The organism is Synechococcus sp. H70.1 (assembly GCF_047502705.1).
In the GTDB taxonomy this organism is placed as follows: Bacteria; Cyanobacteriota; Cyanobacteriia; order Thermostichales; family Thermostichaceae; genus Thermostichus.
Map to the genome: position 1 here is coordinate 1 of NZ_JANSIV010000123.1, position 25430 is coordinate 25430.

The window sequence follows — 25430 nt, forward strand, 5'->3', positions numbered from 1 at the left end:
CCCCTCCCAGTCTTGCCGGGGGTTGGGGCTGGGATCGCCGGTACGCGGGGGGGGGGGGGGGTGGGGGGGGGGGGCCGGGCTTGGGGGGCAACGGCGGTAGAGCGGGGGGAGGACAAGCATGTTTAAGCGCAGCACCTGGATTCTCTTGGGTTTGGCGGTGGCCGCTTTGCTGGGGTATTTCCTCCTCGACAGTTTCCAGCAGCTGCGCCAGCAGCAGCAGGCGGAGCGGGCGCGGCTTTTCCACTTTGCCCCCGACACCATTGCCCGCATCGAGATCCGCCAGCAAAAAGAGGGGAAACCCGAAGCAATTGTTTTGGAGCGCACTCCTGAAGGAGAAGAAGGCTCTCGCTGGCGCATCCTCCAGCCCATCCAGTCAGCAGCCCTGGACTTTCCGGTGGAGCAGCTCCTCAACACCTTCTCCCGCCTCACGCCCCAGGTAAGCTTGGAGGAAGCCAGCGATCTAGCTGCTTTTGGTCTAGACCAGCCGCGCTACCAGCTTGCTCTTTTCCCCAAGGAAGGGGATCCTTATCGCCTAGCCATCGGCAATGACAACTTCGACGGCTCCGGCTTCTACGCCCAACCCGAAGGAGGCAAGGTAGTGCTCTTGGCCAGCAGTCAGAAGGGATCCCTGCTTCCTTCCCTTTTGACGTTGCGGGACAAAACCCTGCTGCGCTTTGATAGGGCGGCGGTGAAGTCTCTCCAAGTGCAATTGGCCGAGGCAGAGCCAGAGGTTGTCCGCTTGCAGCGGCAGGAGGAGACTTGGCAGATTGTCGAGCCCAGAGAGCTGCCTGCCGATGACCTCAACGTTGACCGCCTGCTCAACACCCTGTCTCGTCTGCAGGCGGTGGAGTTTCCCGCTGAAACCAAGGCAGAGCTGGCTCCCTATGGGCTGGAGAAGCCCTCTGCCCAGCTAAGCGTTGAGCTTAAGGACGGCAAAACCCTGAGCGTGGCCTTAGGAGCGGAGAAAGAGGGCCAGGTGTACGTCATTACCTCTGAACACCCGGCGGTGGCTACCCTCCTCACCAGTACTGCCGACATCCTCCGCGCCGACCTGGAGGAGCTGCGGGATCACCGCCTTGCCCGCCTCAACCCCAACCAAGTCGGCCAAGTTACCCTAGAGTCGCTAGGGGAGCGGGTTACCCTCAACCCCCTGCCCCAGGAGAAGGGATCGCTGGAGCTGCGCTGGGAAAACCCAGAACGACCCGGCCAGCCAGTTAACCTCAGCTCTCTCTTTGCCAGCCTCAATGCTGCCCGTGCCAAGGAGTTTGTGCCAGAAACCGATCCCGACGCCCAGAAGGCCCTAGCCACGCCAGACCTCCAGCTTGACATTGCACCCAAGCCTGAGACAGAGCAGGAGCCCCTGACCCTGAGCCTCAGTGCCGCTGGCCTACGCGCCTATGCCCGCAGTAGCCGCCAACCCGATATAGCTGTGCTCGACCTTAGCACCTTCAACAGCATTGAAACAGAGGTCAAGCAACTGCTAGGGGAGAAAGAAGCAGAGGAAAAGGCTTCGCCCTAGGACGGCGGGGTGGCCATTTGGTTTTCCTGCTGCTGGGATCCCTTTCTCAGCTTCTCTCCCTGGAGGGTTAGAACTGAGCAGGGGGCGTGGTGGAGCACATAGTTGCTGACGCTACCTAAGAACAGCTCGCTCAGCCCAGAGTAACCGCGGCGACCCACAACGATTAGGTCGGCTTGCCAAGAGCGGGCCAAGTCACAGATGACCCGACCGGGACTGCCATAGCTGAGGTTGTACTCGGCGCAAACTCCCTCCTCGGCCGCCCTCTCCACCAGGGAGCGCAGGTAGTTCATCTGGTTTTGCTCGAAAATGGCGCACTGCTCCCGGTAGGATTGCCACAGCTCGGCGCTGAGAGTAGAGTTGTAGTCCATGCCCAAGATCATCGGCGGCTCGGGAGCGCCAGGCTCTTCCTGCGACAAAACGTGGAGGAGCATCATCTGAGCCCCTAGGGCCTTTGCCACCTGGAGGGCACCTTGAAATACCCCTTCACTCAACTCCGACCGATCCACTGCCACCAGAATCCTGCTGAACATACCGACTTCCTTAACTGCATTGACCTCTCTAGGCAAAAGGGGCAACCTTCCGCTTGCTCCTCAACCCACCCCCTCCTTGGGGGAGGTGGGTGAAGCTTGCCAAGTAGGAGCTCTCCAGGGCTGAGCAGCAGTTGGAGTCCCACCGCCTCTAGAACGGGATCTCGTCTTGGTCAGGCAGAGGGGCGACCTCTTCTTCAACAGTCTCCCTGCTGGAGTCGCCCATCCCCGTTAGGGAGAGAACCCGAGCAGAGCTAAGTTGATGGATGCGGCGGGCGGTGATCTCCGCCAGCTTCTCCTTGCGTCCATCCCGCTCTACCACATTCATGTGCAGCTGACCCTCTACTGTGATCTGATCCCCCACGTGACAGGTATCCACCACCCGCTGGGCCAGCTCTCCAAAAGAGGCAACCCGCACCTGGTAGGGCGGCTCCTCTGGGCGCAAGCTGGGGAAGCGCAGGAGCAAAGATGCAACCGCTAGGTTATCGGGTGTGTAGCGCAGCTCTGGCTCACTCGCTACCTCCCCCATCAAAACAATCGAGTTCATGACTAAGCCCCAGGAAGTTCACTAGTAGGTGGAAACAAGGCCCCTTGACATTGTAGTCTGGGCTCAGGATGGGATTCTGTTGACTCAATCCCGGCGCAGGGTCATGTAGCGCAGCACGTTCTCGTTGATGCGCAGATTTTTCTCCCAGGTGGCCACCGCCTTTGGCTCGGCCTTGTAGTTGAACTGGATGTACAGTCCTTCCTTAAACTTTTTCATCTCAAACCCAGCGAAGCGGCGCTTGCCACGGTTGGTAATTTCCAGGTCGGTTGCCCCGTTTTCTCGTAGGAGTGACTCCTGTTCGCTGAGAAGTTGGGCTAGGGGTTCCTGCGAGAGGTCGGGGCGCACAATCAGCATCGTTTCATAGGCGCGGGGCATGGAAGCAGGTTCTCCTCGAGACTCTAAGATGCAATTGACTATCCTAGCTACTCTTTCTGGAACCGGAAAAGCCATTTCCCCCCTCTGCGGTCAAAAAAGTAGGCATGCCTCTCGCAAGAGGAGATCCCTTGTTCGATACAATAGGGGGGTACTTTGATAGCTATAGCCAAGAGACTGCAGGGTTCCAAGCATGAGTGCCGAGGAAGTCTACCAGCGGGTTCGCAAGATTGTGTCCGAACAACTGGGTGTTGAGGACGACAAAGTAACCCTGGAGGCCAATTTCCAGAACGACCTAGGGGCCGACAGTCTTGATACCGTAGAGCTGGTCATGGCATTCGAGGAGGAATTCGATCTAGAAATCCCCGATGAGGATGCCCAGGGCATTGCCACGGTGCAGGATGCCGTCAACTACATCCTCTCCAAGAAGGCTGCCTAAGCTGGGAGAGGGGGTAGGCCTCCCCCTTCCCCCTCGAGGGGGAGTGCTAAGGAAGAGGACTCACGGTTGTCTATGGATCCTGCCGCCGCTCCTATGTCCGTCCCAACCAACTCCCACCGTCGCGTTGTCATCACGGGCCTGGGGGCGATAACCCCCCTTGGCAACTCTCCTGCCGAGTTTTGGCAGGGTCTGCTGGCAGGGCGCTCTGGCATTGGGCCAATTACCCACTTTGACGCCTCTCGCCACGAGTGCCGCATTGCTGGGGAGGTGAAGGGCTTTGATCCCCTCGACTACCTGGACCGCAAGGACGTCAAGCGCACCGACCGCTTCGTCCATCTGGCATTGGCTGCCACCCAACAAGCGCTGGAGGACGCCCAGTTTCGCATTACCGATCTCAACGCCGAGCAGGTGGGGGTAATCTTGGGTACTGGCATTGGCGGCATCCGGGTTTTGGAAGAGCAGCAGACCATCTACTTGCAAAAAGGGCCGGATCGCTGCAGCCCCTTTATGGTACCGATGATGATTGCCAATATGGCGGCGGGCCATGTGGCCATTCACTTTGGCGCCAAGGGGCCCAATTCCTGCACGGTGACGGCCTGTGCTTCCGGCTCCAACGCCATTGGCGATGCCTTTCGGCTTATCCAGCGGGGGGAAGTGCAGGTGGCCATTACAGGGGGCACAGAAGCGGCAGTGACTCCCCTGTCGGTGGCTGGCTTCAGCGCCATGAAGGCCCTTTCCACCCGCAATGAGGCTCCTGCGCAGGCCTGCCGGCCCTTTGACCGGGATCGGGATGGCTTTGTGATGGGGGAGGGAGCGGGGATCCTCCTGCTGGAGGAGCTGGAACATGCCCGCGCCCGCGGTGCCAAGATCTACGCCGAGATCGTCGGCTACGGCCTTACCTGTGATGCCCACCACATCACCAACCCTGCTCCCGGCGGCGAAGGCGCTGCCCGCGCAATGCGGCTAGCCCTCAAAGATGCAGGGATCCGGCCAGAAGAGGTGCAGCACATCAACGCCCATGCCACCAGCACGCCTGTGGGGGATGTTGCCGAGGTGCAGGCCATCAAGGCAGTTTTCGGCGAGCATGCCCCTCGCCTGGCTATTAGCGCCACCAAATCCATGACCGGTCACCTGTTGGGGGGGGCAGGCGGCATTGCTACCGTGGCGACGGCCCTGGCCATCTACCACGGCTGGGTTCCCCCCACCCTTAATCTGGATAACCCTGACCCCGAGTGCGAAGGGCTGGACTTTGTGCCCCACAAGGCGCGGCAGATGGCCATTGACGTGGCCCTGGTCAATGCCTTTGGGTTTGGGGGGCATAACGTGACCTTGGCCCTGCGCCGCTACTCTGCTGATTGAGGGATCCCGCCTATGTCCATCCCGGAAGGCTCCGCCCCCTCTGTTCGCCAGCAGGCTCTGGCCGCCTTGACGGCGGAGCTGACCCAGCAGGGCCATCCCCCCGAATACGCCCAGCACATGGCAGCGGCAGTGATTTTTCAGGCCGATCTGGATCTCTGCGCCGCCCAGTTGGCGCGGCTCTTGAGTTGGCTTAAGCAAAACCACCCGCACCTCTACCCAGAGGCGGTGCAACTGGTGGATGCCACCCGCGAGGAGTTTGAGCGGCGGGTTCAAAGGGGATAGGTAAGGGCCTGAGATGCCAACGCTAGGATAGGGGGGATCTCCTTACCCCCAGGCTCACTACTCATGGCTGCGGAACTGCTTCCCTCTCCCAAGAGGAGAGAGGCGGGGGGGTGAGGGAAAAGTTTCGTTGACCCGCTAGAGATGGCTACTACAGATGCGAAGTTCCCCAAGCGGATAGCTCAGCCGCCAGACCTAGAGAAGTCCCACGGGCCCTTTCAGGAACAGGCTGGGCAGGGATCCCTGCTGCTTCATGTTGGAGGCATGAGCTGCGCCGGCTGTGTTCGGGCCGTCGAGCAAGTCTTGCTCAACCAGCCGGGGGTGGTCAAAGCCAGCGTTAACCTAGTTACCGAATCGGCCCTTGTGGAATTTGCCCCTGGCAGCCGGCCTGATCCAGAACATCTGGCCCGGATCTTGACAGAGGCAGGGTTTCCCAGCTCCTGTGCCGCCGGCAGGGGCGATTCTCCCCCAGATCCCTCCCCAGCCGGAGGGAAGAGGGCCCTGGAGGCGCCTGCGGATCCCCTCTCCCAGCAGCGGCGGCAGACCCAAGCCCACATTCGCCAGGCCCTCACCGCCGCTTTTTTACTGCTCATCTCTGCCGCTGGCCACCTGGATCTGTTCACTCGTCTAGGCTTGCCCGTCCTCAACGAGGTCTGGCTGCACTGGGGGTTGGCGACGTTGACCTTCGTCGGCCCAGCCCGTGGCCTTGTCCTGGACGGCTGGCGGGCGGCGCGGCGGCTGGCTCCCAACATGAACACCCTAGTCACTCTGGGATCCGGATCCGCCTACCTGGCCAGTTTGGTGGGGCTGTTGGCCCCGCAGGTGGGCTGGGAGTGCTTCTTTGACGAGCCGGTGATGCTGCTTAGCTTCATCCTGCTGGGGCGGGCCCTGGAGCAGCAGAGCCGTCTGCGGGCCGCCAGCAGCTTGCAGGCCTTGCTGAGCCTGCGCCCCAGCTTGGCTCGCCGAGTGCCACCCCAAGAGGCGGGGGGATCCCTGAGCTCAGAGGGAGAGTGGTGCCCCATCGAACAAGTGCAGGTGGGGGACTGGCTGCAGGTGCGGGCCGGGGAGCAGATCCCGGTGGATGGAGAAGTGATTGCCGGCCAGGCCACGGTGGACGAGGGCATGCTCACCGGCGAATCCCTACCTGTGCTCAAACAGCCAGGGGATCCGGTCGTGGCCGGGACGGTCAACCAATCAGGGCTGCTGCTGTGCCGGGCTACGCGCACTGGGAAAGACACGACCCTGGCCCAGATCATCCGTCTGGTGGAAGAAGCCCAAGCCCGCAAGGCCCCTATCCAAGGCGTGGCCGACCGGGTGGCCGGTTACTTCACCTACGGCGTGATGGCGCTGGCCCTTCTCACCTTTGCCTTCTGGTACTGGATCGGGATCCCGCTCTGGGGAAGCGAGCTCCTGATGGGGGTTGGTCTCCACTCCTCTCTGCACCTAGGGGATCACCCCCCCCATCCTACCCCTCTGCTCCTCAGCCTTAAGCTGGCCATCTCGGTGCTGGTGGTGGCCTGCCCCTGCGCCCTGGGATTGGCTACACCCGTAGCCATTTTGGTGGGCACCGGCTTAGGTGCGGAGCGGGGACTGCTCATCCGCGGCGGCGATGTCCTGGAGAAAACCCACCGCCTGCAAACAGTTGTCTTCGACAAAACCGGCACCCTCACCCAGGGGGATCCGCACCTAACCGATTGCCTTGCCCTCGACCCTGCCCTGGATCCGGCTCGGCTGCTGCAACTGGCGGCGACAGTAGAAAGCGGCACCCGCCATCCTCTGGCCCAAGCCATTTTGGGGGCCGCCCGCGAGCAGGGACTGCCCTTGCTTTCTGCCGACGAGTTTCACACCCAGCCGGGAGTGGGGGCCTCGGCGCGGGTGGAAGGGCAAGAGATCCTCTTGGCCTCCCTCGAAGGGCTCTCCGATCTGGGGATCCCGCTTTCTCCTGAAGCGCAGGCCAAAGCCAAGGCGCTGCTGGAAGCTGGCAAAACGGTGGTGGGCGTGGCCCTGAACAGATCCCTGGTGGGGTTGTTGGCGGTGCAGGATCCCTTGCGGCCTGATGCCCAGGCAACCCTGCAACAGCTCCAGAAAATGGGCCTGCAGGTGGTCTTACTGACTGGGGATCGGGCCGAGGTGGCCCAGCAGGTGGCCCAAGCTTTGCAGGTGCCAGGGATCCGCGTCATTGCCGAGGTGCAGCCGGCAGATAAAGCCCAGGTTATCCGAGATCTGCAGGCCCAGGGCCAGAGAGTTGCCATGGTGGGCGATGGCATCAACGACGCTCCTGCCTTGGCCCAAGCCGATGTGGGCATGGCCCTGCACTCTGCCACCGCTGCCGCTCTGGAGACTGCCGATATCATCCTCATGCGCAACCGCCTCTGGGACGTGGTAGAAGCCATCCGCCTTAGCCGCGCCACCTTCCGCAAAATCCAGCAAAACCTCCTCTGGGCCTTCGCCTACAACCTGGTCGGGATCCCGGTGGCTGCCGGCGCGCTCCTGCCCGGATTCGGCCTCGGCCTCAGCCCCGCTCTAGCAGGCGGCCTCATGGCCTTTAGCTCCCTCAGTGTAGTCCTCAATTCGCTCCTTCTCAAGCGAACTTTTACATCCAGTGGATCTTCTGATGGTCAGAGTTAAAAAGTATTAAAAACTACAAATATCTCAACTGCTACCTGTTGCTGTTTCCGAAGTTTTGCTGGACTTTTGCCACAACTCCCGCTCCATTGAGGCCTAGAGAGTGGGGACTCTGGTTAAGTTTGATTGAAAAGATGAATTAGCTGTAACTTTTGAGCATCTAAGTGTAGAATCGAGCTTAAGCTTGCCCGGAGTTGCCCTTTTTTGTAACTTGCTTAGCAAGGGAAAAACCGGGAAAATACTGAAAAGGCCGGATCCAATAGGTAGAGGGAGCGCGGAAACATGGCAATGCTCGGAGATCTTCAGGAATTTTCCCTAGCCGACCTGTTGCATTTGATGGAAAAAGGAAAGAAAACAGGCCAACTGTCGGTTTGGGCACCTACTGGCATTTATCGAGTTTGGCTGTATCAGGGGCGCGTGGTGGCGGCCTTATCTCCCAAAGAAGAGCATCGGTTGGAGCGCTTGCTGGTACGCTTAAACCTGGTCAACGAGCAGGTGGTGGCGGAGTTGGCCTTCCTCTGCAGCTTGCAGGAGCCCCTGGGCCTTTGCCTGCAGCGGCAAGGGTTGATTTCGCCAGCAGCTCTGGCCAAGCTCTTCCGCCATCAACTGCAAGTGGGGCTCTACAGCCTCTTTGCCCTAGAAGCTGGCCAGTTTAGCTTTTTGCCCAACGTGCCCCTGCCCTACCGCGAGATGACCGGCCTAAGCAAAGGGGCCAGCGCCGTGGTTCTGGAAGCGCTGCAGCAACTTCGGTTGGAGCAGCGCCCGGAAGAAAACCTGCCGCAGCCGGATAGCTACTTCTGGCGCACCAGCACCGAGCTGCCTTTGTACAAACTCTCGCCGCTGGAGTGGGCCATCCTAGAGCAGATTTCCCCCGCTCGTAACCTAGTTGAGTTGGCCCAATCCCTGAAGGCAGATCTCTTGGAAGTGCGCTATGCCTGTGCCCGCCTGGCCAAGTTGGGGCTCATCAGCCCCTGCGACAGCTCGGCCGCTACGCCTCAACCTGCGCTCGCGGCGGCTTCTAAGCTTCTTTCCACCCTTCGGGAAGAGAAGGAGCCGGTTAAGCCTTCTTTGGTCAGCCGCCTCTCTAGCCTCCTCAAAACCATTCGCGAAAAATAAGCCGGTAGGGTAAGATCTTATGGCATTTCCCCATGCCGGCTTTACGAAGTTAACTTAGGTAAAAATGAGCTGAATGGCTGTAACAGATCTAGATCAAAGCGACACAATAGTGATAGGAATTGATGACAAAATCCTAAGCAGCTGAATGCCTAGGCTCTATCTCTCCAATGAAATCGTTCGTCAGTAGAATTGCTGCCAGCTCGAGTACTTGAGCAAAGGTGGCTTTGCCGTTGCTACACGGTTGTTGACAGGGAATCAGCGAATGAGAATGGTGGTGTCTTTGAGGATCCCTGAAACTAATGGAGGCTAAAGAATTGCTATGGCCATCGTTGGAGACCTCCAGGAATTTTCTTTGCCCGATCTGTTGCAGCTCATCGAAAAAGGCGGCAAAACAGGGCAACTTTCCATCTGGGCCCCAAACGGTATCTACAGAATCTGGTTTTACCAAGGTCGGGTGATTGCAGCTCTGCCCCCCGAAGAGGAGCACTGCTTGGAGAGTTTGTTGGCCCGTTCCGGCTTGGTTAGCAAGCGGGTGGTGGAAAAGCTGGCTTCTTTCTGCGGCCTAGAAGAGCCGCTGGGGCGGTGTTTGCAGCGGCAAGGGTTGATCTCGCCAGCAGCTTTGGCCAAGCTCTTCCGCCACCAACTGCAGGTGGGTCTCTACAGCTTGTTTGCTCTGGAAGCGGGTCAGTTCAGCTTCCTACCTAACGCACCCATGCCTTATCGGGAGATGACTGGCCTAAGCAAGGGGGCCAGTGCTGTGGTTCTGGAAGCGCTGCAGCAGCTTAAGCTCGATCAGTTTCCTGAGGAGAACCTGCCGCAGCCGGACAGCTATTTCTGGCGCACCAGCACTGAGCTGCCCTTGTACAAGCTCTCTGCCTTAGAGTGGGGGATCCTGGAGCAGGTTTCGCCTTCGCGCCGGCTGACCGACCTAGCCCGGGCGCTGGGGGCAGATCTTCTGGAAGTTCGCTATGCCTGCGCCCGCCTGGCCAAGCTGGGGCTCATCAGCCCCTGTGACGGCCCAACAACTATTGCTTCTGCTTCTCTCCCGGCTTTCTTGGACAAGTCGGCACCAGCAGCAGACAACCTAGAAACCGCAAAGGAGAAGCTGAACACCAAGCTGCCTCCCTCCCAAGAAGGGAATGAGCAGGTTAAGCCCTCCCTCGTCGCGCGACTTGCCACTTTACTGAGGGGAGTTCGTGATAGATGATTTTTTGGGTAGATCTCTGCGCTACTATCTTCTGCAGCAGGTATAGGAACAGATGGAAAAATGACAAGAAGGACTGAGAGCGGGGAGAGAAAGGATGGCTAACTTATCCTCTTTGCAGGCAATTCTGCAGAACTACGTTTCCAGCACGCCAGGAATTCAAGGAGCGGCTGTGGTTACTCCTGATGGGCTGCCATTGGCATCCGCCTTGCCCGTAGGCATGGACGAGGAGAGAACCTCGGCTATGTCTGCTGCCATGCTTTCTTTGGGGGAGCGGATTGGGAAAGAGTTGGGTCGTGGAACCATAGAGAGGGTCCTTGTGCAGGGAGAAAAGGGATATGGAGTTTTAACCAGTTGCGGCCCCGATGCTGTACTGTTGACAATTGCTAGTGATGAAGTAAAGCAGGGTTTGCTGTTTTTGGAGATGAAGCGAGCCGCAGCAAGCATTGCGGAAGCCATGAAGTAGAGAGCGGGGAAGCTGAGCTTGACTTTGACCTGATTCTGAGGGAACTATGGCTATCAAACCTTTGGAGCTGCTGCAAGTCTTAATCTCGCGTACCCAATTTACAGACGAAGACAGAAAGGTTTTGCAGCAAAATGCCGACTGGGGCAGCAGCATTGCCGCAGAAATGTCGGATACCTTTTACAGCTATTTGGATCGCGATGCCGAGATGGCGGCCATCATTGCCAAGCATAACCGGCAGCGGCTGGGTCAGACTTTTGCCGACTGGTTTAAGGAAATGTTCACAGGCATGGACAACTGGGGTCCCCAGTATGCCGATCGCCGCTGGAAAATTGGCCTAGTTCATGTGCGCGTTGGCATTGGCCCTCAACACGTGGTGCCGGCCATGGCGACGGTTGTCCAGGAGGTGAGTCGTCGGCTGGTCAAAGAGGGCAAGCCCGAACAACTGCGGATGAGCCTAAGCAAAGTTTGTATGATCGACCTTTCCTTTATTGAGCAGGCCTATCTTGAGGTGGCCTATAATGCTGTACAGCAAGAAACAGGCATGAGCGAGGCTTTGTTTAAGCGCTTGATCGCTACCGGGGCTAACAGCTTAGCTTCCTCTTGATTAATCTTAATTAATTGGGTTGGGATAGGTGGGCCTGCACTGGGGGCTTGGAGCTGAGAGCTATGGACAATATTCTCCGCATTGTTGTAACCGGGCCGGTGGGAGCTGGAAAGTCCACTTTTATTCGCACCATTAGCGAGATCGAAGTGGTCGATACGGATCGCAAGGCCACCGATGAGGTGGCAGAACTTAAGAAGAGCACAACGGTCAGCATGGACTTTGGCCGCCTGAGAATTGGCGAAGAGGAAGAAGAGATGTGGCTACATCTCTACGGCACCCCCGGCCAGGCCCGTTTTAGCTTTATGTGGGATATTTTGATTAGGCGTGCCCACGGATATATTCTTTTGGTACCCGCCCACCTGCCCGGCCAGTTTCGCAATGCCCAGGCCATTCAAGCCTTTATGAGAGCTAGGACAAGTGCTCCCTCAGTTATCGGGATCACCCATGTCGATCACCCGAATGCCTGGGATCCGGAAGACATTCTGCTGATCTTGAACAACCAAGATGGCTCGATTCCCCACACGACCTTAAATGCCCAAGAGCCGGCCTCTGTGGCTAATACGCTGCTCCTATTGGTTGAGCAACTGATGCCCCAAGTGGTCGCCTAAGAGAAGGTGGCCGCGATGGCTCGGCCCCTTCCGGCTTCTTGTAGGTACTGCCTCGGAAGCAGAAGATGCTAAGGAATGTTAAGCTAGGGGAGACTTGGATCAGGTAAGCCTCATGGAGTCCCTCTACGTCAGCAGCGAGTTTTCCCGTAGCTTTGTCAACCCCCCTATCTACTCGGCCATTGCCCTGTTTAGCTTCTTTGCTGTTATTTTCGGCCTCATCTTTAAGGACAAGTTGGAATACCAGGTAGCCCTCTGGCAGCGGAACCGAGAGCGCCAAGGCCAGATTCGCTACCGCACAGCAGGGGTGATCCTTACCTATATCCTCTGCTGTGGGTTTACTTTTGGCTTTGTGGCTGCCTGTTTGCACGTGTTTGGCTTATCCCTGGCTTTGGCTGCCTTGGTCGGCGGGATCCTTGTCTTCAGTACGGCAGGATTGATCTGGTGGCGGCTGGGATCCCTGATGGATCTGTTGGCGACGGGGGGATCCCAAGCCATTGATCTCGACTTTTACGGGGCAGGGGCTGTTTTGGATCCTGAGGCAGCGGCGCCTACGGAAGGAGAATAGCGTACTGATGCAGCATTTTTGGCAGGCTATTGCCCAGCACCTTTCTGAAATTACAGGGGATCCCTTACGTCCCCTCCACTTCCGTCCTGTGGGCGGGGGCAGCATCAACGCCGCCTATCGGTTTTCCTGTGCGCTCCAGACTCCTTCTGCCCAGGCAACAAGGGACTACTTTGTTAAAGTGGCGCGCGGGGGAGGGGGGGCACTGGAGATGTTTGCAGCAGAGGCGGCGGGCCTGCAAGCCTTGGCAGCAGCCAACGCCGTGCGGGTGCCGCAGCCGATTGCCTGGGGATCCCTAGATGGGCAGGCTTACCTGGTGCTGGAATACCTGGAGCTGACCTCGCCCCGCCCTCAAACGGGAAGTCTGCTGGGATCCCAGTTGGCCCAGTTGCACCGCACGCTCTCCCCCAACGGCAGCTACGGCTGGGATCGCGACAACACCATCGGCTCGACGCCGCAGATCAACAGTTGGCGGCAGAACTGGCTGGACTTCTACCGGGAACAGCGACTGCTCTACCAGGTCAAGCTGGCCTGCCAGCGGGGTTACCGCGGCGCGTGGGTAGCCCAAGCCGAGCGGGTCATGGCAGAGCTGGAGACTTTCTTTCGGGACTACCGGCCCGTCCCGTCTCTGCTCCATGGGGATCTCTGGGGTGGCAACTACGGCGCCTTGCCCGATGGCTCGCCGGTGATTTTCGACCCGGCCACCTACTACGGGGATCGGGAGACGGATCTGGCGATGACCGAGCTTTTTGGCGGCTTTCCACCGGAGTTCTACCAGGCCTATCAAGAAGCCTATCCGCTGGATGAGGGGTATTCCCGGCGCAAGCCTCTTTACCAGCTCTACCACTGGCTTAACCATCTCAACCTGTTCGGAGAGGGCTACCTGGGCTCGGTGCAGCGGGCCTTGCAGCAATGCTTGTGCTTTCTTGGATAATTCCACTCTCCCGCAAAGGGAAGAGCCAGCCGGCAGCTAGCGGCTCTTTTCTGGCGCAGCTTCCCCTGCCATGACTACAGCCCCCATATCTCCCAGCAGGCGGGACTGGTTGCGCAATATCCCCAATAGGTTTAGCCGGTTGGTCCGCAGGCTGGGATCCGGATCCATGACCAAAACCGCCTCGAAAAAGCGATCCACTGCAGGGGCTGCTGCCTGCAGACCCTCCACCAGCGGGGTAAAGTCTCCCTGTAAGGCTGGCTCCACCCCCAGCCGGTAAACCCTTTGACAGGCCTCGTACAGCTCCCGTTCTGCCGCCTCCTGAAACAGGCTGGGATCCACGACAGCCGCCGGATCCAGCACGGCGTAGTCCAAGTCCCCTTGGGCGGCCAGGCGGGCGCAGCGGTTGAGGGTGGGGTAGAGATCCACCAATTCTTCAGTAGCTCGCAGATGTTGTAAGTACTCGGCCCGCAGCAGGGTGAGGGGCAGGTTGCTCAAAGCCCGCAAGGTCAGTTCCGCTTTCTGGGGATCCTCGCTGTGGACAGACTCTGGATCCCCGACCACCGCTCTGACCAAGTCGTAGTCGATTTGCTTTTCCTCCTGCAGAAGGATTTGCAGCCGCTGGGCAAGAAACTCCTGCAAGGCCTTTAAGGTCTTTTCATTTCCCGCCGCATACTCCTGCACCAGCTGGCGCAGGAGCTGATTGACATCCAACCTCCAGCCGGCCTCCCAGGCAATCAACACCAGGCTGTTGGCAGCCCGCCGCAGGGCAAAGCGATCCGAAGAACCCGTGGGGATCTGCCCCAGGTGGAACATGCCCACCAAGGTGTCCAGGCGATCTGCCCAGCCCACCACCCGCCCAGTCAAAGAGGTGGGCAGAGCCTCCCCTGCCCCCAGGGGCCAGTAGTGCTGCTCGATCCCCTCTGCCACGGCTTCCGGCTCGCCGTCATGGCGGGCGTACTCGGCGCCCATGATCCCCTGCAGCTCCGGGAACTCGTACACCATTTGGGTAACCAGATCCGCCTTGCACAGGTAAGCCGTGCGATCTACTAAGGCTTGTTCTTGGGGATCCAGATTTAAGGCAGTGGCGATGAGGCGGCTGATGCGGCGGATGCGCTCCACTTTATTGCGCATGGATCCCAGCCCTTCGGCAAAGGTAACCGCCTGCAGCCGCTCCACCCGCTGGGCCAAGGGGATGCGGCGATCCTCCTCGTAGAAAAAGCGGGCATCGGCTAGGCGCGCCCGCACCACGCGGCTGTTGCCTGCCGCAATCCGCTCCGCTTGCCGGGGGTCGCCGTTGGAGATGGTGATGAAGTAGGGTAGCAATTTCTCGGGATCCCGGCCATCCCGCACCGGGAAGTAGCGCTGGTGGGTGATCATCACCGTCTCGATGACCGCAGGGGGCAATTGCAAAAACTCCGGCTCAAAGCGCCCCAGAACGGCCGTTGGCCACTCCACCAACTGCACCACCTCCTGTAGCAGAACAGGGGGGATCTGGGCTCGCCCGTTCACCTGCTTGGCCAGCTTGGTCACCTCCGCCTGGATCTGCGCCGCTCGTGCCGCCGGGTCGGGGTTGACGCCAGCTGCTTGCATTTGCTGAACATAGCTCTCGGCCCGCTCCAGGACAACCTGCTGGGATCCCAAAACGCGGTGGCCACGGCTAACTCGACCCGCCACCACGCCCGGCAGAGGATTGCCCTCAGGGGTGGGCCAGAGCAAAGGCAGCACTTGATCGTCCCAGAGGGAGACCAGCCAGCGGATGGGGCGGGGAAACTTGAACCCTCCATGGCCCCAGCGCATTAGCCGCTTGCCGCTCAAGGTGGTGATCCAGGTGGGCACCAATTCCTGGAGCACCGCTGCCGTCGGCCGCCCCCGCACCCGCTGCACGGCAAAGACAAAGGATCCCTTGCCCACCTGTCGGATTTCTAGGCTGGCGGGATCCACCCCCTGCTTCTGGGCAAATTTTTCCCCGGCAGGGGTGAGCCGGCCATCTTGGTAGGCCACCTGAGCCGGTGGCCCCTTCACCTCCAGGGTGCGATCCGGCTGCTGGGTGGGCAGGCCCCGCAACAGAACTGCCAAGCGGCGCGGTGTGCCGAAAAGCTGCATCTCCTCGACCTGCAGATGGGCTTCTGCCAAAGAGGCCGGGATCCCCTTCCTCCACTGCTCTAGGGCCGAATCGACAAAACTGGCCGGCAGCTCTTCACAGCCGACTTCCAGCAAATAGGCAACCATACCCCTCTGCTCTTAGCGACATCCCCCCTGGGGATCCCAGTTTATCAGGGGAGCCGGGGCGGCGTTCACACAAGGGCTGCAACCCGCCATCAGGACCAAGGGGGATCCCGCCCTCCTGCGGCCGTGCCGGGGAGGCAGCAGGCCAATGCACCACAAGGATGGGAAGGTTAGGCCGGTTACGGGCGATGATCTCCGGCTCGCGGCCCAGACGGGAGCGGCTGCGGGTTTACCAATGCATCCCCCGGCTGCAGCGCCTTCAGCACCTCGGCCACCAGCCCTCCTTGCACCCGTTGGAGCGGCAGATGGGCATAGCTTGCCGCCACCAGGGCTGGAGAGCGCTCCCGTGGCGGTCGGGTTTGCACCAGGAGAATCTGCAGCGCCGCCTTCAATTCCTCGGCCAGCGTCTGCGCCAGCCCGATCGTCTGCTGCAGGGATCTGGGAGACACTTCCAACTCTGGGGCTGCCAAAAGGATGCGCTGTGTTGTCTCGATGGGGACGGGGAAGCGCGTAATCAGCACCGGGATCCCCACCTGCCGCACCACTGCGTCGATGATGCTGCCAAAGAAATTTTCCGCGTAGGTGGAGTAGCCCTTCCAGCCCAGGATCACCAAGGTTGCCTGCCGTTCCGTTGCCGAGCGAATGATCATCATCCACCCGCCGAATGGCTTCCACTCGAGCAGCGGCGCTGTGGGCCAGGGCCTCTGCAAAGGTCAACAACTGCTCCTGTCGGGCCAGAGCTCCCGGCACGGTCAGACAAAACGTGCAGCGGCAGCAGCGTCCCCCCTTCTTTCTTGGCCAGAATCAAAGCCAACCGCAGCAGGTTGCTCTCGGTGTCAGGGTTGGCCACCGGCACCAGGACGCGGGATCCCCAGGCTGGCTGGGGCAGGTTACCAGCTTCTGCCGCCACCTCTACAGGCTGGAGTCGCTCACCCCAGCGGGCCACGATCCAAGGCGAGGCAATGCAGGTAATCAGGATCATGGCGATGGTGCCGTTCACCGTCAGCTCATCCACCAATTTCACGTTGAAAGCCACCGTGATTGCCGCCAAAGTAGCCGCCGCCTGCGCTACCGACAGGCCGAACATGACCATAGCGCTGGCCAAGCGCCAGCCAAACAGTTGGGCCGGGATCCAAGCCGCCAAAAACTTGCTCACCACCTCCGCGGCAATCATCACTCCGCCCACCAGCAGCGTGCGTGGCTCGCCCAAGAGAATGCTGGGGTTGATCAGCATCCCCACCGAGATCAAGAAAAACGGTATAAACCAAGGTGTTGCCGAGGAACTGAATCCGGTTCATGAGGGGGCTGAGCTGGGGAATGAGGGGGGTGATGGCCGTCCCAGCCAAAAAGGCGCCCACCACCGACTCAATGCCAATCAACCCCGCCCCGTAGGCCACCACGAACAAGGTGGCAATCACAAAAGTAAACTCCGCCCCCTCATCGTGGCCAAAGCGCTGGAAAAACCAACCGCCCAGCTGGGGCACCCCCCAGAGGGTGGCAAACGCGTAGAGGGCAATCGAGGGGATGAGCGTCAGCCAGAATTGCAGTGTCAGCTCCCCTTGATGGGCGCGCGCCACCACCGCCAGCACCAGCAGCGCCAAGACATTGGTAATCAACGTCGCCCCCAGGGTGGCTGTTACCGCCTGCAGGCGCATCAGGCCCAACTTGGAGACAATCGGCAGGGCAATGAGGGTGTGGGAGGCAAAACACGAGGCCACCAGCACTGCCGCCAGAAAGCCATACCCCAGGGCCAGCATGGCCGCCGTGCCGATCACCATTGGCAACAGAAAGGTGAGCACCCCGAAGACACTGGCCTTGCCGGCGTTGAGCTTCAAATCCTCCAGGCTGGTCTCCAAGCCGGCCATGAACATGAGAAACAACAGCCCCACCGTGCCCAACAAGACGATGGTTCCGTCCCGCTGCAAGATGCCCAAGCCGTAGGGCCCTACCACCAACCCGGCCAGGATCAGGCCGATGATCCCGGGCAGGTGCAGCCGCTCAAACAGCAGCGGGGCCACCAGCATGATCGTCAGGAGGATCAGAAACACCAGCACTGGGTCTTTCACCGGGCCGAGCAGGGCCAGAGGGATCCTTGAAATTGGCAGCCAGTTAGCCATCGTCACTACCCAACAGACAGCAACCCTCCGACTCGGCCAAGCGCCCGCCTGAGTCTATCAGATTCCTCCAGCTTCGAGGTACCTCGAAAACTAGGCCCCATTGCCCAAACAGCAGAGAGAGCTGGAGCCCTAGGAAAAAGACCGAAGGGATCCCCAACAACTAGGGATCCCTCAAATCCGTTTAAAAGAGTCCTACTGGCTTGCTTAGCTGGCCAAGGTGGAGCTAGTCTTCCAGGGGATCCCCTGTCAAGGGATCCCAGAACAGGTAGAGTCAGGCCGCCGCCAGCCGGGCGTTGGCAGCATCCCAGTTCACCAGATGCTCGAGGTAGGCACTGATGTAGTCAGGCCGCCGGTTTTGGTAGTCCAGGTAGTAGGCGTGCTCCCACACATCCAGGGTGAGCAAGGGCACTTGGCCGTGCACCAGGGGATTTTCAGCATTGGGGGTTTTGGTGACCTTGAGAGTGCCGTTGTCCAGCACCAGCCAAGCCCAGCCACTGCCAAACTGGGTGGCCGCCGCCGTTTTGAAGGCCTCGACAAACTTGTCGTAGCCGCCCAGATCAGCGTTGATCTTGTCGGCAATGGGCCCTGTCGGTGCGCCGCCCCCACCTGGCTTCATGGATTCCCAGAAAAAGGTGTGGTTCCAGACCTGGGCGGCATTGTTGAAGATGCCCACTTTGTCGGGATCCCCAAACGTGGTCTTGATAATTTCTTCTAGGGACTTATTGGCCAGCTCAGTGCCTTCGATCAGCTTGTTTAGGTTGGCCACGTAGGCAGCGTGATGCTTGCCGTGGTGGTAGGAGAAGGTTTCTGCCGACATGTAGGGCTGAAGCGCGTCGGCAGGGTAGGGCAGAGGTGGGAGTTCAAAAGCCATAATCGTCTGTCCTCTGTGTCTTGGGCAAAAAATGCAAGAAAGGACGCCAGGAAGGCCGCGCTACACCCGACAAAGGCGTTACCTTTCTTTCCAGTCTTAGTGTAACTCAGAATCACTACGCTTTGATCCTGCGCCCCAGCGCGGGAGGGGCCCAATAGTCCCTTCCCCCGGCAAGAGCTATGGAACTAACGGGATCCCTGCTGCAGCAGTTCAATCAGCAGGGGGGCGACATCCCGCAGCAGCGGGATTAAAACCGCTGTGATGGCGGCAATGGTAACCACATTGCGGGTGAAGTTGAGGGTGTCACGGCTGAGCTGGAAAAACCGCTCGTCCCAGCGTTTGACCTCAGCTTCCAGACGTTCTTCTGCCCTGGCAATGCGCTCCTCGGCGTTGGCGATGCGCTCCTCAGCTCTGGCAATGCGCTCTTCGGTGCCGGCAATGGTCTGCAGCACCTCTTGGTTTTGCCGAGCCAGCTGGGCAATGGCCTGGGCATTGGCCTCAACGGTGCGCTCGATGCGCGCCAGCCGCTCCTCGCTATTGCTCATGGCTGGGGAGGGGGAAATTGGTCGGGGCTGGGAAAGTCTTCCGGGGGGATCCCTTGCAGGGCCTCGGTCATGAAGCGCTTCCAGGTGGGGGCGACAAAAGCCCCCCCTGCTGTGCCGGGCAGCATGGGAGAGTTGTCATCGTTGCCCATCCAAATGGCAGTGGACAGTTGCGGCACATAGCCAATGAACCAAGCATCGCGGAAATCCGAGGTGGTGCCGGTTTTGCCTGCTACCGGCCTTCCGTCATCCAAGCGAGCTGCTGTCCCAGTGCCCCGGGTCACCACCCCTTTGAGGATCTGGTTGAGAGTGGCCACTGCCCAGGGATCCAACACCCGCTTTGGTTTCGGTCGGGCCTCGAAGAGGATTTGGCCGTTGCGATCCACCACCTGGGCCAAGAGAGTTGGCTCCACCCGGTAGCCGCCATTGGCAAACACCGCATAGCTGGCCGCCATCTCCAGGGGGCTGACGCTGGCCGAGCCCAGAGCTGTGGCCAGGTTGGGGAACATCTCGGCGCTGATGCCCGTGGCCCGGGCCGCTGCAATGACGTTGCGGATCCCAACCTCATCCGCCAGCTTGACGGTGGGCACGTTGCGGGAAAGCTCCAAGGCGCGGGCAAAGGTGAGGGGGCCGTAAAAGGTGTTGTCGTAGTTTTTGGGGCTGTAGGGGGGTGAGCCGGGATAGGTGACGGGAGTGTCGTAGAGGATGCTGTAGGGTGTGTAGCGGCCGGTAGCCAGGGCCGCGTAGTACACGTAGGGCTTGAAGGTGGATCCCGTTTGGCGGAAGGCTTGGGTGGCGCGGTTAAATTGGCCCCGCTGGGCGTTGATGCCGCCCACCAGGGCTTTGACATAGCCGGTACGGGGATCCACCGCCGCTAGGGCCATCTGATTGGCACGGCGAGCGGCGGCAATGCGGGGCCCATCTTCGTTGACAATGCGCTCTGCCAGGCGTTGCAGCCGCAGGTCAATGGTGGCCTGCACCCGCAGTCCTCCCTGGAAAATTGCCTGCTCGCCGTAGCGACGCCGCAGCTCGGCCTCGATGGCGTCGGTGACGGCCGGGGCGTTGCTCTGAAAGGAGGTGATGCGGCCCAAGGTCAGTTTCTGCTCGCGGGCTGCCTGGGCTTCTTCTGGGGTAATCCACTTTAGCTCCACCAGGCGATCCAGCACTAGCCGCTGCCTTCGCTTGGCTCCTTCCAGGTTGCGAAAGGGGCTGAGGATTTCCGGGGCCGGCAGGATCCCGGCCAACATTGCCGCTTCCGCCAAGTTCAGTTCCGCCGCATCTTTGTTGAAGTAGCTGCGGGCTGCCGCCTGGATGCCGTAGAGGTTGTGCCCCCAGTACACCTGGTTGAGGTACATCTCTAGGATCTCGTCTTTGGTGAAGACTTGCTCCAGCCGCACCGCCAGCACAATCTCCGCCACCTTGCGGCTAAGAGTGCGCTCCGGCCTCAAAAACAGGTTCTTCACCAGTTGCATCGTCAGGGTGGACCCGCCCCCGGCAGAACCCAAGCCCCCCTCAACACTGCCCAGAAGGGCCCGCCCCAAGCTGACCGGGTTGACGCCGGGGTGGGTGTAGAAGTGGCTATCTTCAATGGCCAGCAGCGCCTTCTTCATCTCCGGCGAGACCTCCTCCAGCGAGATCACCTCCCGGTTGGCTTCCCCGTGCAGGCTGGCTATCGGCTCGCCGTGAATATCAACAATGTGGGTGGTGGCCGCCGGCACGTAGTCCCGCAGTTGGCGCACATCGGGCAAGTTGCGGAAGCTGATGGCCAACCCCACCAAACCGGCAGCTGTTGCCGTAGAGCCCAAAAGCAGGGATCCCAGCAACAGGTTGCCCACCGTGCCGGCGACCTGGGCCATCCAAGAGAGGCGGGTGGGCAGGACCTCGTCAGTGTACTCGTCGTAGTCCAGGCGGGGAAAGCGGCGCCTAGGAAGGTGCCGCGGCGCCCGCAGGGGTCTGCGACTGTAGGTCACCTCAAAAACTCCGTTACTTCAGGGCTGCGGGGAACCCTAAGCCTGACCCATTATAGGGCGGCGCTTCTTGGGCCAGCAGGGGATCCCTTCCACCTCTAGGCAAGGCAGAGCCGACGGGGCGGATGGGATTAAAATGACTCATGTTGCCTCTCAATCCAGGAATGGAGCCTACTCCTATCTCTTCGGCGCTAGAGGATCCCTGTATTGCCGGGATTGTCCAGCGGGGGGTGGCCGAGATCTTTCCGGGGGGAGCGGCAGCCCTGGCGGAGCGCTTGGCCAAAACGGATCGCCCTTTGCGGGTAAAGCTGGGCATCGATCCCACGCGGCCAGATCTGCACCTGGGCCATGCGGTGGTCTTGCGCAAGTTGCGCCAATTCCAGGATGCCGGCCATGTGGCCATCTTGCTGATTGGGGATTTTACGGCGCTGGTGGGAGATCCCACTGGCCAGTCGGAGACGCGTCCCCGCCTGAGCCCAGAAGAAGTGGAGGAAAATGCCCGCACCTATTTGGAGCAAGCTGGCAAGATTTTGGACTTTGAGACCCCTGGCCGGCTGGAGGTGCGCCGCAACAGCGAGTGGCTGGCCCGCCTCACCCTAAGCGAGCTAATCGAGCTGCAGGCCCAGATGACAGTGGGGCAGATGTTGGCCAAAGAAGACTTTGCCCAGCGCTATCGCTCGGGAACACCCATCTACCTGCACGAATTCCTCTACCCCCTCCTCCAGGGCTATGACTCGGTAGCTCTCAAAGCTGACGTGGAGCTGGGGGGAACCGACCAGCGCTTTAACCTCCTGGTTGGTCGGGAGCTGCAGCTTTGGAAGGGCCAAACACCGCAGCTTTGCCTGACGGTGCCGCTTTTGGAGGGCTTGGATGGCTATCAGAAAATGTCCAAGTCCAAAAACAACTACGTCGGCCTGACCGAGGATCCCCTCACCATGTACTCCAAGCTGGAGAAGGTGCCGGATCACCTGGTGGAGCGGTATTTTGAGTTGCTCACCGCGGTGCCCCTCTCAGAGCTGCCGGCGGATCCCCGCCAGCGCCAGATCCTCTTGGCCAAGACCTTGGTGGCCCAGTTGCACTCTCCTGAAGCGGCAGAAGCGGCGCAGCGCACCGCCCAAGCGCTGGTGTTGCAAGGCAATCTTGTCGAGGCAGGATCCATCCCCACCTTTGCCCTCGAGGGCTTGTCCTATCCGGTGAAGCTCAGCTACCTCCTGCGCGAGTCCGGCCTGTGCAAGAGCGCCGCCGAGGCCCGTCGGCAAATTCAAGGAGGCGCCGTGCGGCTGGATGGGCAAAAAGTGGAAGATCCCGACCTGGAGTTTACCAGCGCTTCTGAACTGGCCGGGCGAGTTCTCCAGGTGGGCAAGAAGGCCTTCCGCCGCCTGGTGGTGGGCCCAGAGTAGTCAGCCCCCAACCCCTCTCCCTTGATGAAACCGGGAAGGGGGGATCAACCATTAACGGGTGGGGGTGGGCCTGAAGCCGAGCCCGGCTTTTTTCTGCTTGGTCTTGGCTGGGGGATTGGACAGCGGTGAAGCCAACAAGGTTTGCGGGAAAACGGGCTCCGCCTTGGGCCGGATCGATCTCGCCTCTGCCACAACCTCAGCGAGCTTCTGCCGCACCAGCTCTTGGGTCTCCAAGATATTGGGATCTGCCGCCCATTCCGGGGCTTCCCTGACCGGATCGTCTTCGGAAGTAAATTCCAAGTCGTAAACCTCGTTGCGGTAATCGGGGCTGAAGCACTCCCAGGCGCGCAAACTGTAGAAGTAGGGGAATAACCGCACTATGCGCTCGATATCTAGGTGGGCTGCAAAGCAACAAAAAGCCTCTTCTTCAGAGACCGGAAACGGCGCGTAGTGCTCGGAAACAAACCACTGCAAAAACTTGCGCGCCTCCGGAACAACCTGCTCTGGGGCCATGGATCCCAGCACCGCTACGTTGAAGCAGTTGACCAAAAGGTGCTCCAGGAGCACGGCGTTGTACTCGGCAAAGCAGGTTTGCTCGCGGCTTTCTACCGGCTGCCAGGGCATATTGCCGTTGGCGGCGATAAACAGATGCACCAAGTCATGCGAGGGATTGGTTTGAATGGCGCCGTGCCCCTCCAGCTTGGCCCCGTCACAACTAAAGATTTGGTACTGCGGGCTCCAGTAGAACTTCAGTTGCTTGGCCGCCATGTCCGACCGTCCTCCTCACCCAGAGGGATCCCTCTAGAGCTTACACCCGCAGGCGGGCTACAGGCACCTCTGTAGGGACAATCCTCGTCACCCCTGCCCTGTCCCAAATGGAGACAGAGAAGGCTTCCTAGCCAAGGTTAAAGGAGAGCAATTAGCTTGCAGAAACGTCGTCGATAGAAGCAATCGACCCGAAAACAAGCTTATAGTGTACTTTCTTGTACACTTGGGTTCCTTTCTCCGCGATGCTCCTGAGTTCTTCTCATGGTAGGTTTACGCTGCTGTCCTCAAGCTTGTCTGTGTTATCGGCTATATTCTTCAGGTTTCAACAATGCAGCTTAGCAGACCCCAAAACCGAGAAACTGGCTGGGCAATTGTCTTGATCCTGCTGGGGATCTCCATAACCGGCTGTGGCTCTTCCAGTAGCACAGGGATCGACCCTGCTTCTTTGGGATCCCAAACGCGCTTGACCTTCAATGGGGCTCTGACGCGCAGTTTCAGCACCACCCAGGGGGAGATGGAGTTCAACATTGCCCTCTTGCAAGCAGGGGATCCGCCTCAGCCGGTCACCCAGCTTTCTCCTGCCCAGGTCAGCTTGCAAGTTAACCGCGTAACCGATCTGCAAGGGATCCCGCAGTCAGCCACAGTAACTCTAAGCCCCACCCGCATCGAGAACCCTCGAGCTGAGCTGGCCCGTCAGCCTTTGCTCATGGCCATCCTCATGGACAGCTCCGGCATGGATCCCCAGTCCCGTCGCTTCTTAGCTGTTTTTGGGCTTTTGGATCAATTTCGCACCACACCCTTGGATCTGTGAGGCCGTCGTTCCCAGGTAGGAGGGGGACACAGCCGGTCCCTGGCCGTTTGACCTTTGCATTCTCTTCTCTTGCAGCAACGCTTGCCGCCAGCAACGGTAGAATGCCAGGCTGAGAGCAAAAGCAGTGTCGGCAACAGGTGAGGATATGGCGCAGCGTGCCCAGCAGGGATCCCCAGTTGGAGGCAAGACCGATCGGTGGGAGTGGGGGAGAAAATCGCTCCGGCTTGTCTTAGCTGCGGTGTTGCTGTGGGTGGTTTGGCTGGGTGGGATCCCGGCCCTGGCGCTGCCGCAAGGGGATGCTATTAGGGATCCGCGTACTCTCTTGCGGCGGGCGCTGCCCATCCAAGACAGCCGGATCTGGGAAATCGATGAGGCCATCACCAAAATTGAGAGCGACTTGAAGTACAACCGCTGGTCGGCGGTGCGGGGAGATGTGCGCCAGGTGGAGCGGCTCCTGGATCGCTATGCGGAGCCGCTACTGGCCAGCTTGCCCCCTGAGCGAGTAAACAGTGCCTCTGAACAACTGGCTGCTCTGCGGCAGGAGTTGCAGCTCATTAGCCAAGCTACGGAGCGCAAATCCAAGGGCAAAAAAGAGGCCCGCGCCGCCTACGACCGCCTCATAGACGAGCTGGGATCCCTGGAAAACCACTGGGTGGGGGCTTTTCCCTACGCGATCCCTGCCGAATATGCCGACAAGCCGCAGCTCCTGGGCCGGGCGGAAGTGGAGCTGAACACCACCGCTGGGCGGATGGTGATCACCCTCGATGGCTACAGTGCTCCAATAACTGCCGGCAACTTCGCCGACTTGGTGCAGCGGGGCTTCTACGATGGCCTGACCTTTGACCGGGTGGAGAACTTCTTCCTGGTGCAAGCGGGGGATCCCCCTGGCCCTGCCGACGGCTATGTGGATCCGGCCACTGGCAAAGTTCGCACCATCCCCATGGAGATTCGGGCCAAAGGCGAGGTCATGCCCCGCTACGGTCAAACTTTTGATCAACTGGGCCTGTGGGATGTGGAGCCGGCCCTGCCCTTTTCTGCTGAAGGAACGGTGGCCATGGCCCGCTATCCTGATGATCCCAACAGCGCTTCTTCTCAGTTCTTCATTTTCATGGCCGAGCCAGATCTTACCCCCGCTGGCCTTAACCTCATGGATGGCCGCTACGCCGTGTTTGGGTATGTTACCGAGGGCATCGAAGTGCTGCGCAAAATTAGGCTGGGGGATCGGATCTTAAGCGCCCGCCTCATCTCAGGTCAAGAAAACCTTAAAAATAGTCCTTCCCTAAGTTCTTGATTTGCCAGAAACTGACTCTTTTTATCCTTGCCAAGAGCTACGACCTTGGAAATAGATAGTAGAGTGTAAATTGTCAGCATCTTAGTTACTCTATCAAAAGTACAGCCTGTTAAGGAATCAAGGGGTACAGTAGCAACACTTAGCAAACCAACTTCGGAAGCAGGATGGATTGATCAGGAGTAAAGAAGTCTGCACTCTCCGATCCATGCTCTACTTCCCAGCTCTGGAAAACTGCCGAACAAAGTGCTTCAACACCGGCCCCATCGTCTCAATAGG

At 59.8% G+C, this 25430-nt stretch carries 26 protein-coding genes and 1 pseudogene; 15 read left to right on the plus strand and 12 right to left on the minus strand.

The genetic code is table 11. The features are described from left to right. Positions 1-118: 118 nt before the first annotated feature. Positions 119-1519 carry a DUF4340 domain-containing protein gene (locus NW827_RS09120; protein WP_414404020.1) on the plus strand — a complete coding sequence of 467 codons (1401 nt, stop codon included), beginning with the start codon at positions 119-121 and terminating at the stop codon, positions 1517-1519. On the opposite strand, the gene NW827_RS09125 is transcribed toward NW827_RS09120, so the two are convergent. The 3 genes from NW827_RS09125 to rpsF all read right to left on the minus strand — a co-directional run bounded on the left by NW827_RS09125 (position 1516) and on the right by rpsF (position 2968). Beyond that, positions 1516-2049, minus strand: coding sequence for a universal stress protein (locus NW827_RS09125; RefSeq protein WP_414359740.1), 534 nt, complete (start codon positions 2047-2049; stop codon positions 1516-1518). The genes NW827_RS09120 and NW827_RS09125 overlap by 4 nt on opposite strands. A gap of 148 nt (positions 2050-2197) precedes the next feature. After that, a complete protein-coding gene (locus NW827_RS09130; protein WP_414359743.1) occupies positions 2198-2593 on the minus strand; it encodes a single-stranded DNA-binding protein in 396 nt (131 codons plus the stop codon). An 84-nt stretch (positions 2594-2677) separates the two neighbouring features. After that, on the minus strand, positions 2678-2968 hold the full coding sequence (gene rpsF, locus NW827_RS09135; RefSeq protein ID WP_414359746.1) for a 30S ribosomal protein S6: 291 nt from the start codon (positions 2966-2968) through the stop codon (positions 2678-2680). Positions 2969-3158: 190 nt separating this feature from the next. Here rpsF and NW827_RS09140 point away from each other — a divergent pair, with 190 nt between their 5' ends. The 11 genes from NW827_RS09140 (at position 3159) to NW827_RS09190 (ending at position 13161) form a co-directional block, all read left to right on the plus strand. Beyond that, the gene (locus tag NW827_RS09140; RefSeq protein WP_414359749.1) at positions 3159-3404 is read left to right on the plus strand and encodes an acyl carrier protein; all 246 of its coding nucleotides are present in this window, start codon (positions 3159-3161) and stop codon (positions 3402-3404) included. 93 nt (positions 3405-3497) lie between these two features. Further along, positions 3498-4763: a beta-ketoacyl-ACP synthase II gene (fabF, locus tag NW827_RS09145; protein ID WP_414359751.1), complete on the plus strand. Its 1266-nt coding sequence runs from the start codon at positions 3498-3500 to the stop codon at positions 4761-4763. Between the two features lie 12 nt (positions 4764-4775). Next, complete coding sequence (locus NW827_RS09150; protein WP_414404021.1) at positions 4776-5045, plus strand: hypothetical protein; 270 nt, start codon at positions 4776-4778, stop codon at positions 5043-5045. 141 nt (positions 5046-5186) lie between these two features. Then, a complete protein-coding gene (locus tag NW827_RS09155; RefSeq protein WP_414503595.1) occupies positions 5187-7670 on the plus strand; it encodes a heavy metal translocating P-type ATPase in 2484 nt (827 codons plus the stop codon). A gap of 285 nt (positions 7671-7955) precedes the next feature. Next, positions 7956-8783 (plus strand): DUF4388 domain-containing protein, encoded by an 828-nt coding sequence (locus tag NW827_RS09160; RefSeq protein WP_414404023.1) that lies wholly within the window; start codon positions 7956-7958, stop codon positions 8781-8783. A gap of 319 nt (positions 8784-9102) precedes the next feature. Beyond that, positions 9103-9990 carry a DUF4388 domain-containing protein gene (locus NW827_RS09165; RefSeq protein WP_414404024.1) on the plus strand — a complete coding sequence of 296 codons (888 nt, stop codon included), beginning with the start codon at positions 9103-9105 and terminating at the stop codon, positions 9988-9990. A gap of 94 nt (positions 9991-10084) precedes the next feature. Next, positions 10085-10453, plus strand: a complete 369-nt coding sequence (locus NW827_RS09170) for a roadblock/LC7 domain-containing protein (RefSeq protein ID WP_414359763.1) — start codon at positions 10085-10087, stop codon at positions 10451-10453. Between the two features lie 46 nt (positions 10454-10499). Next, positions 10500-11057, plus strand: a complete 558-nt coding sequence (locus tag NW827_RS09175; RefSeq protein WP_414359766.1) for a protoglobin domain-containing protein — start codon at positions 10500-10502, stop codon at positions 11055-11057. A gap of 62 nt (positions 11058-11119) precedes the next feature. Then, positions 11120-11665 carry a GTP-binding protein gene (locus NW827_RS09180; protein ID WP_414359769.1) on the plus strand — a complete coding sequence of 182 codons (546 nt, stop codon included), beginning with the start codon at positions 11120-11122 and terminating at the stop codon, positions 11663-11665. Between the two features lie 94 nt (positions 11666-11759). Then, a complete protein-coding gene (locus tag NW827_RS09185) occupies positions 11760-12230 on the plus strand; it encodes a hypothetical protein (protein ID WP_414503596.1) in 471 nt (156 codons plus the stop codon). A 7-nt stretch (positions 12231-12237) separates the two neighbouring features. Further along, entirely contained in the window at positions 12238-13161 is a 924-nt protein-coding gene (locus NW827_RS09190; RefSeq protein WP_414404026.1) for a fructosamine kinase family protein, read from the plus strand. A 36-nt stretch (positions 13162-13197) separates the two neighbouring features. Here NW827_RS09190 and glyS read toward each other — a convergent pair whose 3' ends face one another. The 7 genes from glyS to NW827_RS09225 form a co-directional block, all read right to left on the minus strand. Then, positions 13198-15390: a glycine--tRNA ligase subunit beta gene (glyS, locus tag NW827_RS09195; protein WP_414503597.1), complete on the minus strand. Its 2193-nt coding sequence runs from the start codon at positions 15388-15390 to the stop codon at positions 13198-13200. A gap of 176 nt (positions 15391-15566) precedes the next feature. Then, complete coding sequence (locus NW827_RS09200) at positions 15567-16040, minus strand: universal stress protein (protein WP_414404028.1); 474 nt, start codon at positions 16038-16040, stop codon at positions 15567-15569. Next, entirely contained in the window at positions 16037-16423 is a 387-nt protein-coding gene (locus tag NW827_RS09205) for a hypothetical protein (protein ID WP_414404029.1), read from the minus strand. Before NW827_RS09205 ends, NW827_RS09200 begins: the two co-directional genes overlap by 4 nt. Further along, entirely contained in the window at positions 16395-17504 is a 1110-nt protein-coding gene (locus NW827_RS09210; RefSeq protein WP_414503598.1) for a cation:proton antiporter, read from the minus strand. The genes NW827_RS09205 and NW827_RS09210 overlap by 29 nt, the downstream gene beginning before the upstream one ends. Positions 17505-17775: 271 nt before the next feature. Beyond that, a complete protein-coding gene (locus tag NW827_RS09215; RefSeq protein ID WP_414359777.1) occupies positions 17776-18375 on the minus strand; it encodes a superoxide dismutase in 600 nt (199 codons plus the stop codon). 185 nt (positions 18376-18560) lie between these two features. Beyond that, the gene (locus tag NW827_RS09220) at positions 18561-18920 is read right to left on the minus strand and encodes a hypothetical protein (RefSeq protein WP_414359780.1); all 360 of its coding nucleotides are present in this window, start codon (positions 18918-18920) and stop codon (positions 18561-18563) included. Beyond that, on the minus strand, positions 18917-20887 hold the full coding sequence (locus tag NW827_RS09225; protein WP_414503599.1) for a transglycosylase domain-containing protein: 1971 nt from the start codon (positions 20885-20887) through the stop codon (positions 18917-18919). The genes NW827_RS09220 and NW827_RS09225 overlap by 4 nt, the downstream gene beginning before the upstream one ends. A gap of 161 nt (positions 20888-21048) precedes the next feature. Here NW827_RS09225 and tyrS point away from each other — a divergent pair, with 161 nt between their 5' ends. Further along, the gene (gene tyrS, locus NW827_RS09230; protein WP_414503600.1) at positions 21049-22284 is read left to right on the plus strand and encodes a tyrosine--tRNA ligase; all 1236 of its coding nucleotides are present in this window, start codon (positions 21049-21051) and stop codon (positions 22282-22284) included. 51 nt (positions 22285-22335) lie between these two features. On the opposite strand, the gene NW827_RS09235 is transcribed toward tyrS, so the two are convergent. Then, a complete protein-coding gene (locus NW827_RS09235) occupies positions 22336-23052 on the minus strand; it encodes a hypothetical protein (protein ID WP_414404032.1) in 717 nt (238 codons plus the stop codon). A 328-nt stretch (positions 23053-23380) separates the two neighbouring features. On the opposite strand from NW827_RS09235, the gene NW827_RS09240 reads away from it, so the two are divergent. Further along, on the plus strand, positions 23381-23863 hold the full coding sequence (locus NW827_RS09240) for a hypothetical protein (RefSeq protein ID WP_414359785.1): 483 nt from the start codon (positions 23381-23383) through the stop codon (positions 23861-23863). A gap of 145 nt (positions 23864-24008) precedes the next feature. After that, complete coding sequence (locus NW827_RS09245; protein WP_414503601.1) at positions 24009-25154, plus strand: peptidylprolyl isomerase; 1146 nt, start codon at positions 24009-24011, stop codon at positions 25152-25154. Between the two features lie 117 nt (positions 25155-25271). On the opposite strand, the pseudogene NW827_RS09250 reads toward NW827_RS09245, so the two are convergent. Continuing rightward, positions 25272-25430, minus strand: a pseudogene (locus NW827_RS09250) (IS630 family transposase); the annotation flags it as partial.

Coding starts and splice junctions, on each gene's coding strand:
- NW827_RS09200 (WP_414404028.1), bottom strand. CDS start 16,040: ATGATGATCATTCGCTCGGCAACGGAACGGCAGGCAACCTTGGTGATC.
- NW827_RS09210 (WP_414503598.1), bottom strand. CDS start 17,504: ATGGCTAACTGGCTGCCAATTTCAAGGATCCCTCTGGCCCTGCTCGGC.
- NW827_RS09175 (WP_414359766.1), top strand. CDS start 10,500: ATGGCTATCAAACCTTTGGAGCTGCTGCAAGTCTTAATCTCGCGTACC.
- NW827_RS09190 (WP_414404026.1), top strand. CDS start 12,238: ATGCAGCATTTTTGGCAGGCTATTGCCCAGCACCTTTCTGAAATTACA.
- NW827_RS09160 (WP_414404023.1), top strand. CDS start 7,956: ATGCTCGGAGATCTTCAGGAATTTTCCCTAGCCGACCTGTTGCATTTG.
- tyrS (WP_414503600.1), top strand. CDS start 21,049: ATGGAGCCTACTCCTATCTCTTCGGCGCTAGAGGATCCCTGTATTGCC.
- rpsF (WP_414359746.1), bottom strand. CDS start 2,968: ATGCCCCGCGCCTATGAAACGATGCTGATTGTGCGCCCCGACCTCTCG.
- NW827_RS09180 (WP_414359769.1), top strand. CDS start 11,120: ATGGACAATATTCTCCGCATTGTTGTAACCGGGCCGGTGGGAGCTGGA.
- NW827_RS09165 (WP_414404024.1), top strand. CDS start 9,103: ATGGCCATCGTTGGAGACCTCCAGGAATTTTCTTTGCCCGATCTGTTG.
- fabF (WP_414359751.1), top strand. CDS start 3,498: ATGTCCGTCCCAACCAACTCCCACCGTCGCGTTGTCATCACGGGCCTG.
- NW827_RS09155 (WP_414503595.1), top strand. CDS start 5,187: ATGGCTACTACAGATGCGAAGTTCCCCAAGCGGATAGCTCAGCCGCCA.
- NW827_RS09140 (WP_414359749.1), top strand. CDS start 3,159: ATGAGTGCCGAGGAAGTCTACCAGCGGGTTCGCAAGATTGTGTCCGAA.
- NW827_RS09130 (WP_414359743.1), bottom strand. CDS start 2,593: ATGAACTCGATTGTTTTGATGGGGGAGGTAGCGAGTGAGCCAGAGCTG.
- NW827_RS09215 (WP_414359777.1), bottom strand. CDS start 18,375: ATGGCTTTTGAACTCCCACCTCTGCCCTACCCTGCCGACGCGCTTCAG.
- NW827_RS09235 (WP_414404032.1), bottom strand. CDS start 23,052: ATGGCGGCCAAGCAACTGAAGTTCTACTGGAGCCCGCAGTACCAAATC.
- NW827_RS09150 (WP_414404021.1), top strand. CDS start 4,776: ATGTCCATCCCGGAAGGCTCCGCCCCCTCTGTTCGCCAGCAGGCTCTG.
- glyS (WP_414503597.1), bottom strand. CDS start 15,390: ATGGTTGCCTATTTGCTGGAAGTCGGCTGTGAAGAGCTGCCGGCCAGT.
- NW827_RS09220 (WP_414359780.1), bottom strand. CDS start 18,920: ATGAGCAATAGCGAGGAGCGGCTGGCGCGCATCGAGCGCACCGTTGAG.
- NW827_RS09240 (WP_414359785.1), top strand. CDS start 23,381: ATGCAGCTTAGCAGACCCCAAAACCGAGAAACTGGCTGGGCAATTGTC.
- NW827_RS09120 (WP_414404020.1), top strand. CDS start 119: ATGTTTAAGCGCAGCACCTGGATTCTCTTGGGTTTGGCGGTGGCCGCT.
- NW827_RS09125 (WP_414359740.1), bottom strand. CDS start 2,049: ATGTTCAGCAGGATTCTGGTGGCAGTGGATCGGTCGGAGTTGAGTGAA.
- NW827_RS09245 (WP_414503601.1), top strand. CDS start 24,009: ATGGCGCAGCGTGCCCAGCAGGGATCCCCAGTTGGAGGCAAGACCGAT.
- NW827_RS09170 (WP_414359763.1), top strand. CDS start 10,085: ATGGCTAACTTATCCTCTTTGCAGGCAATTCTGCAGAACTACGTTTCC.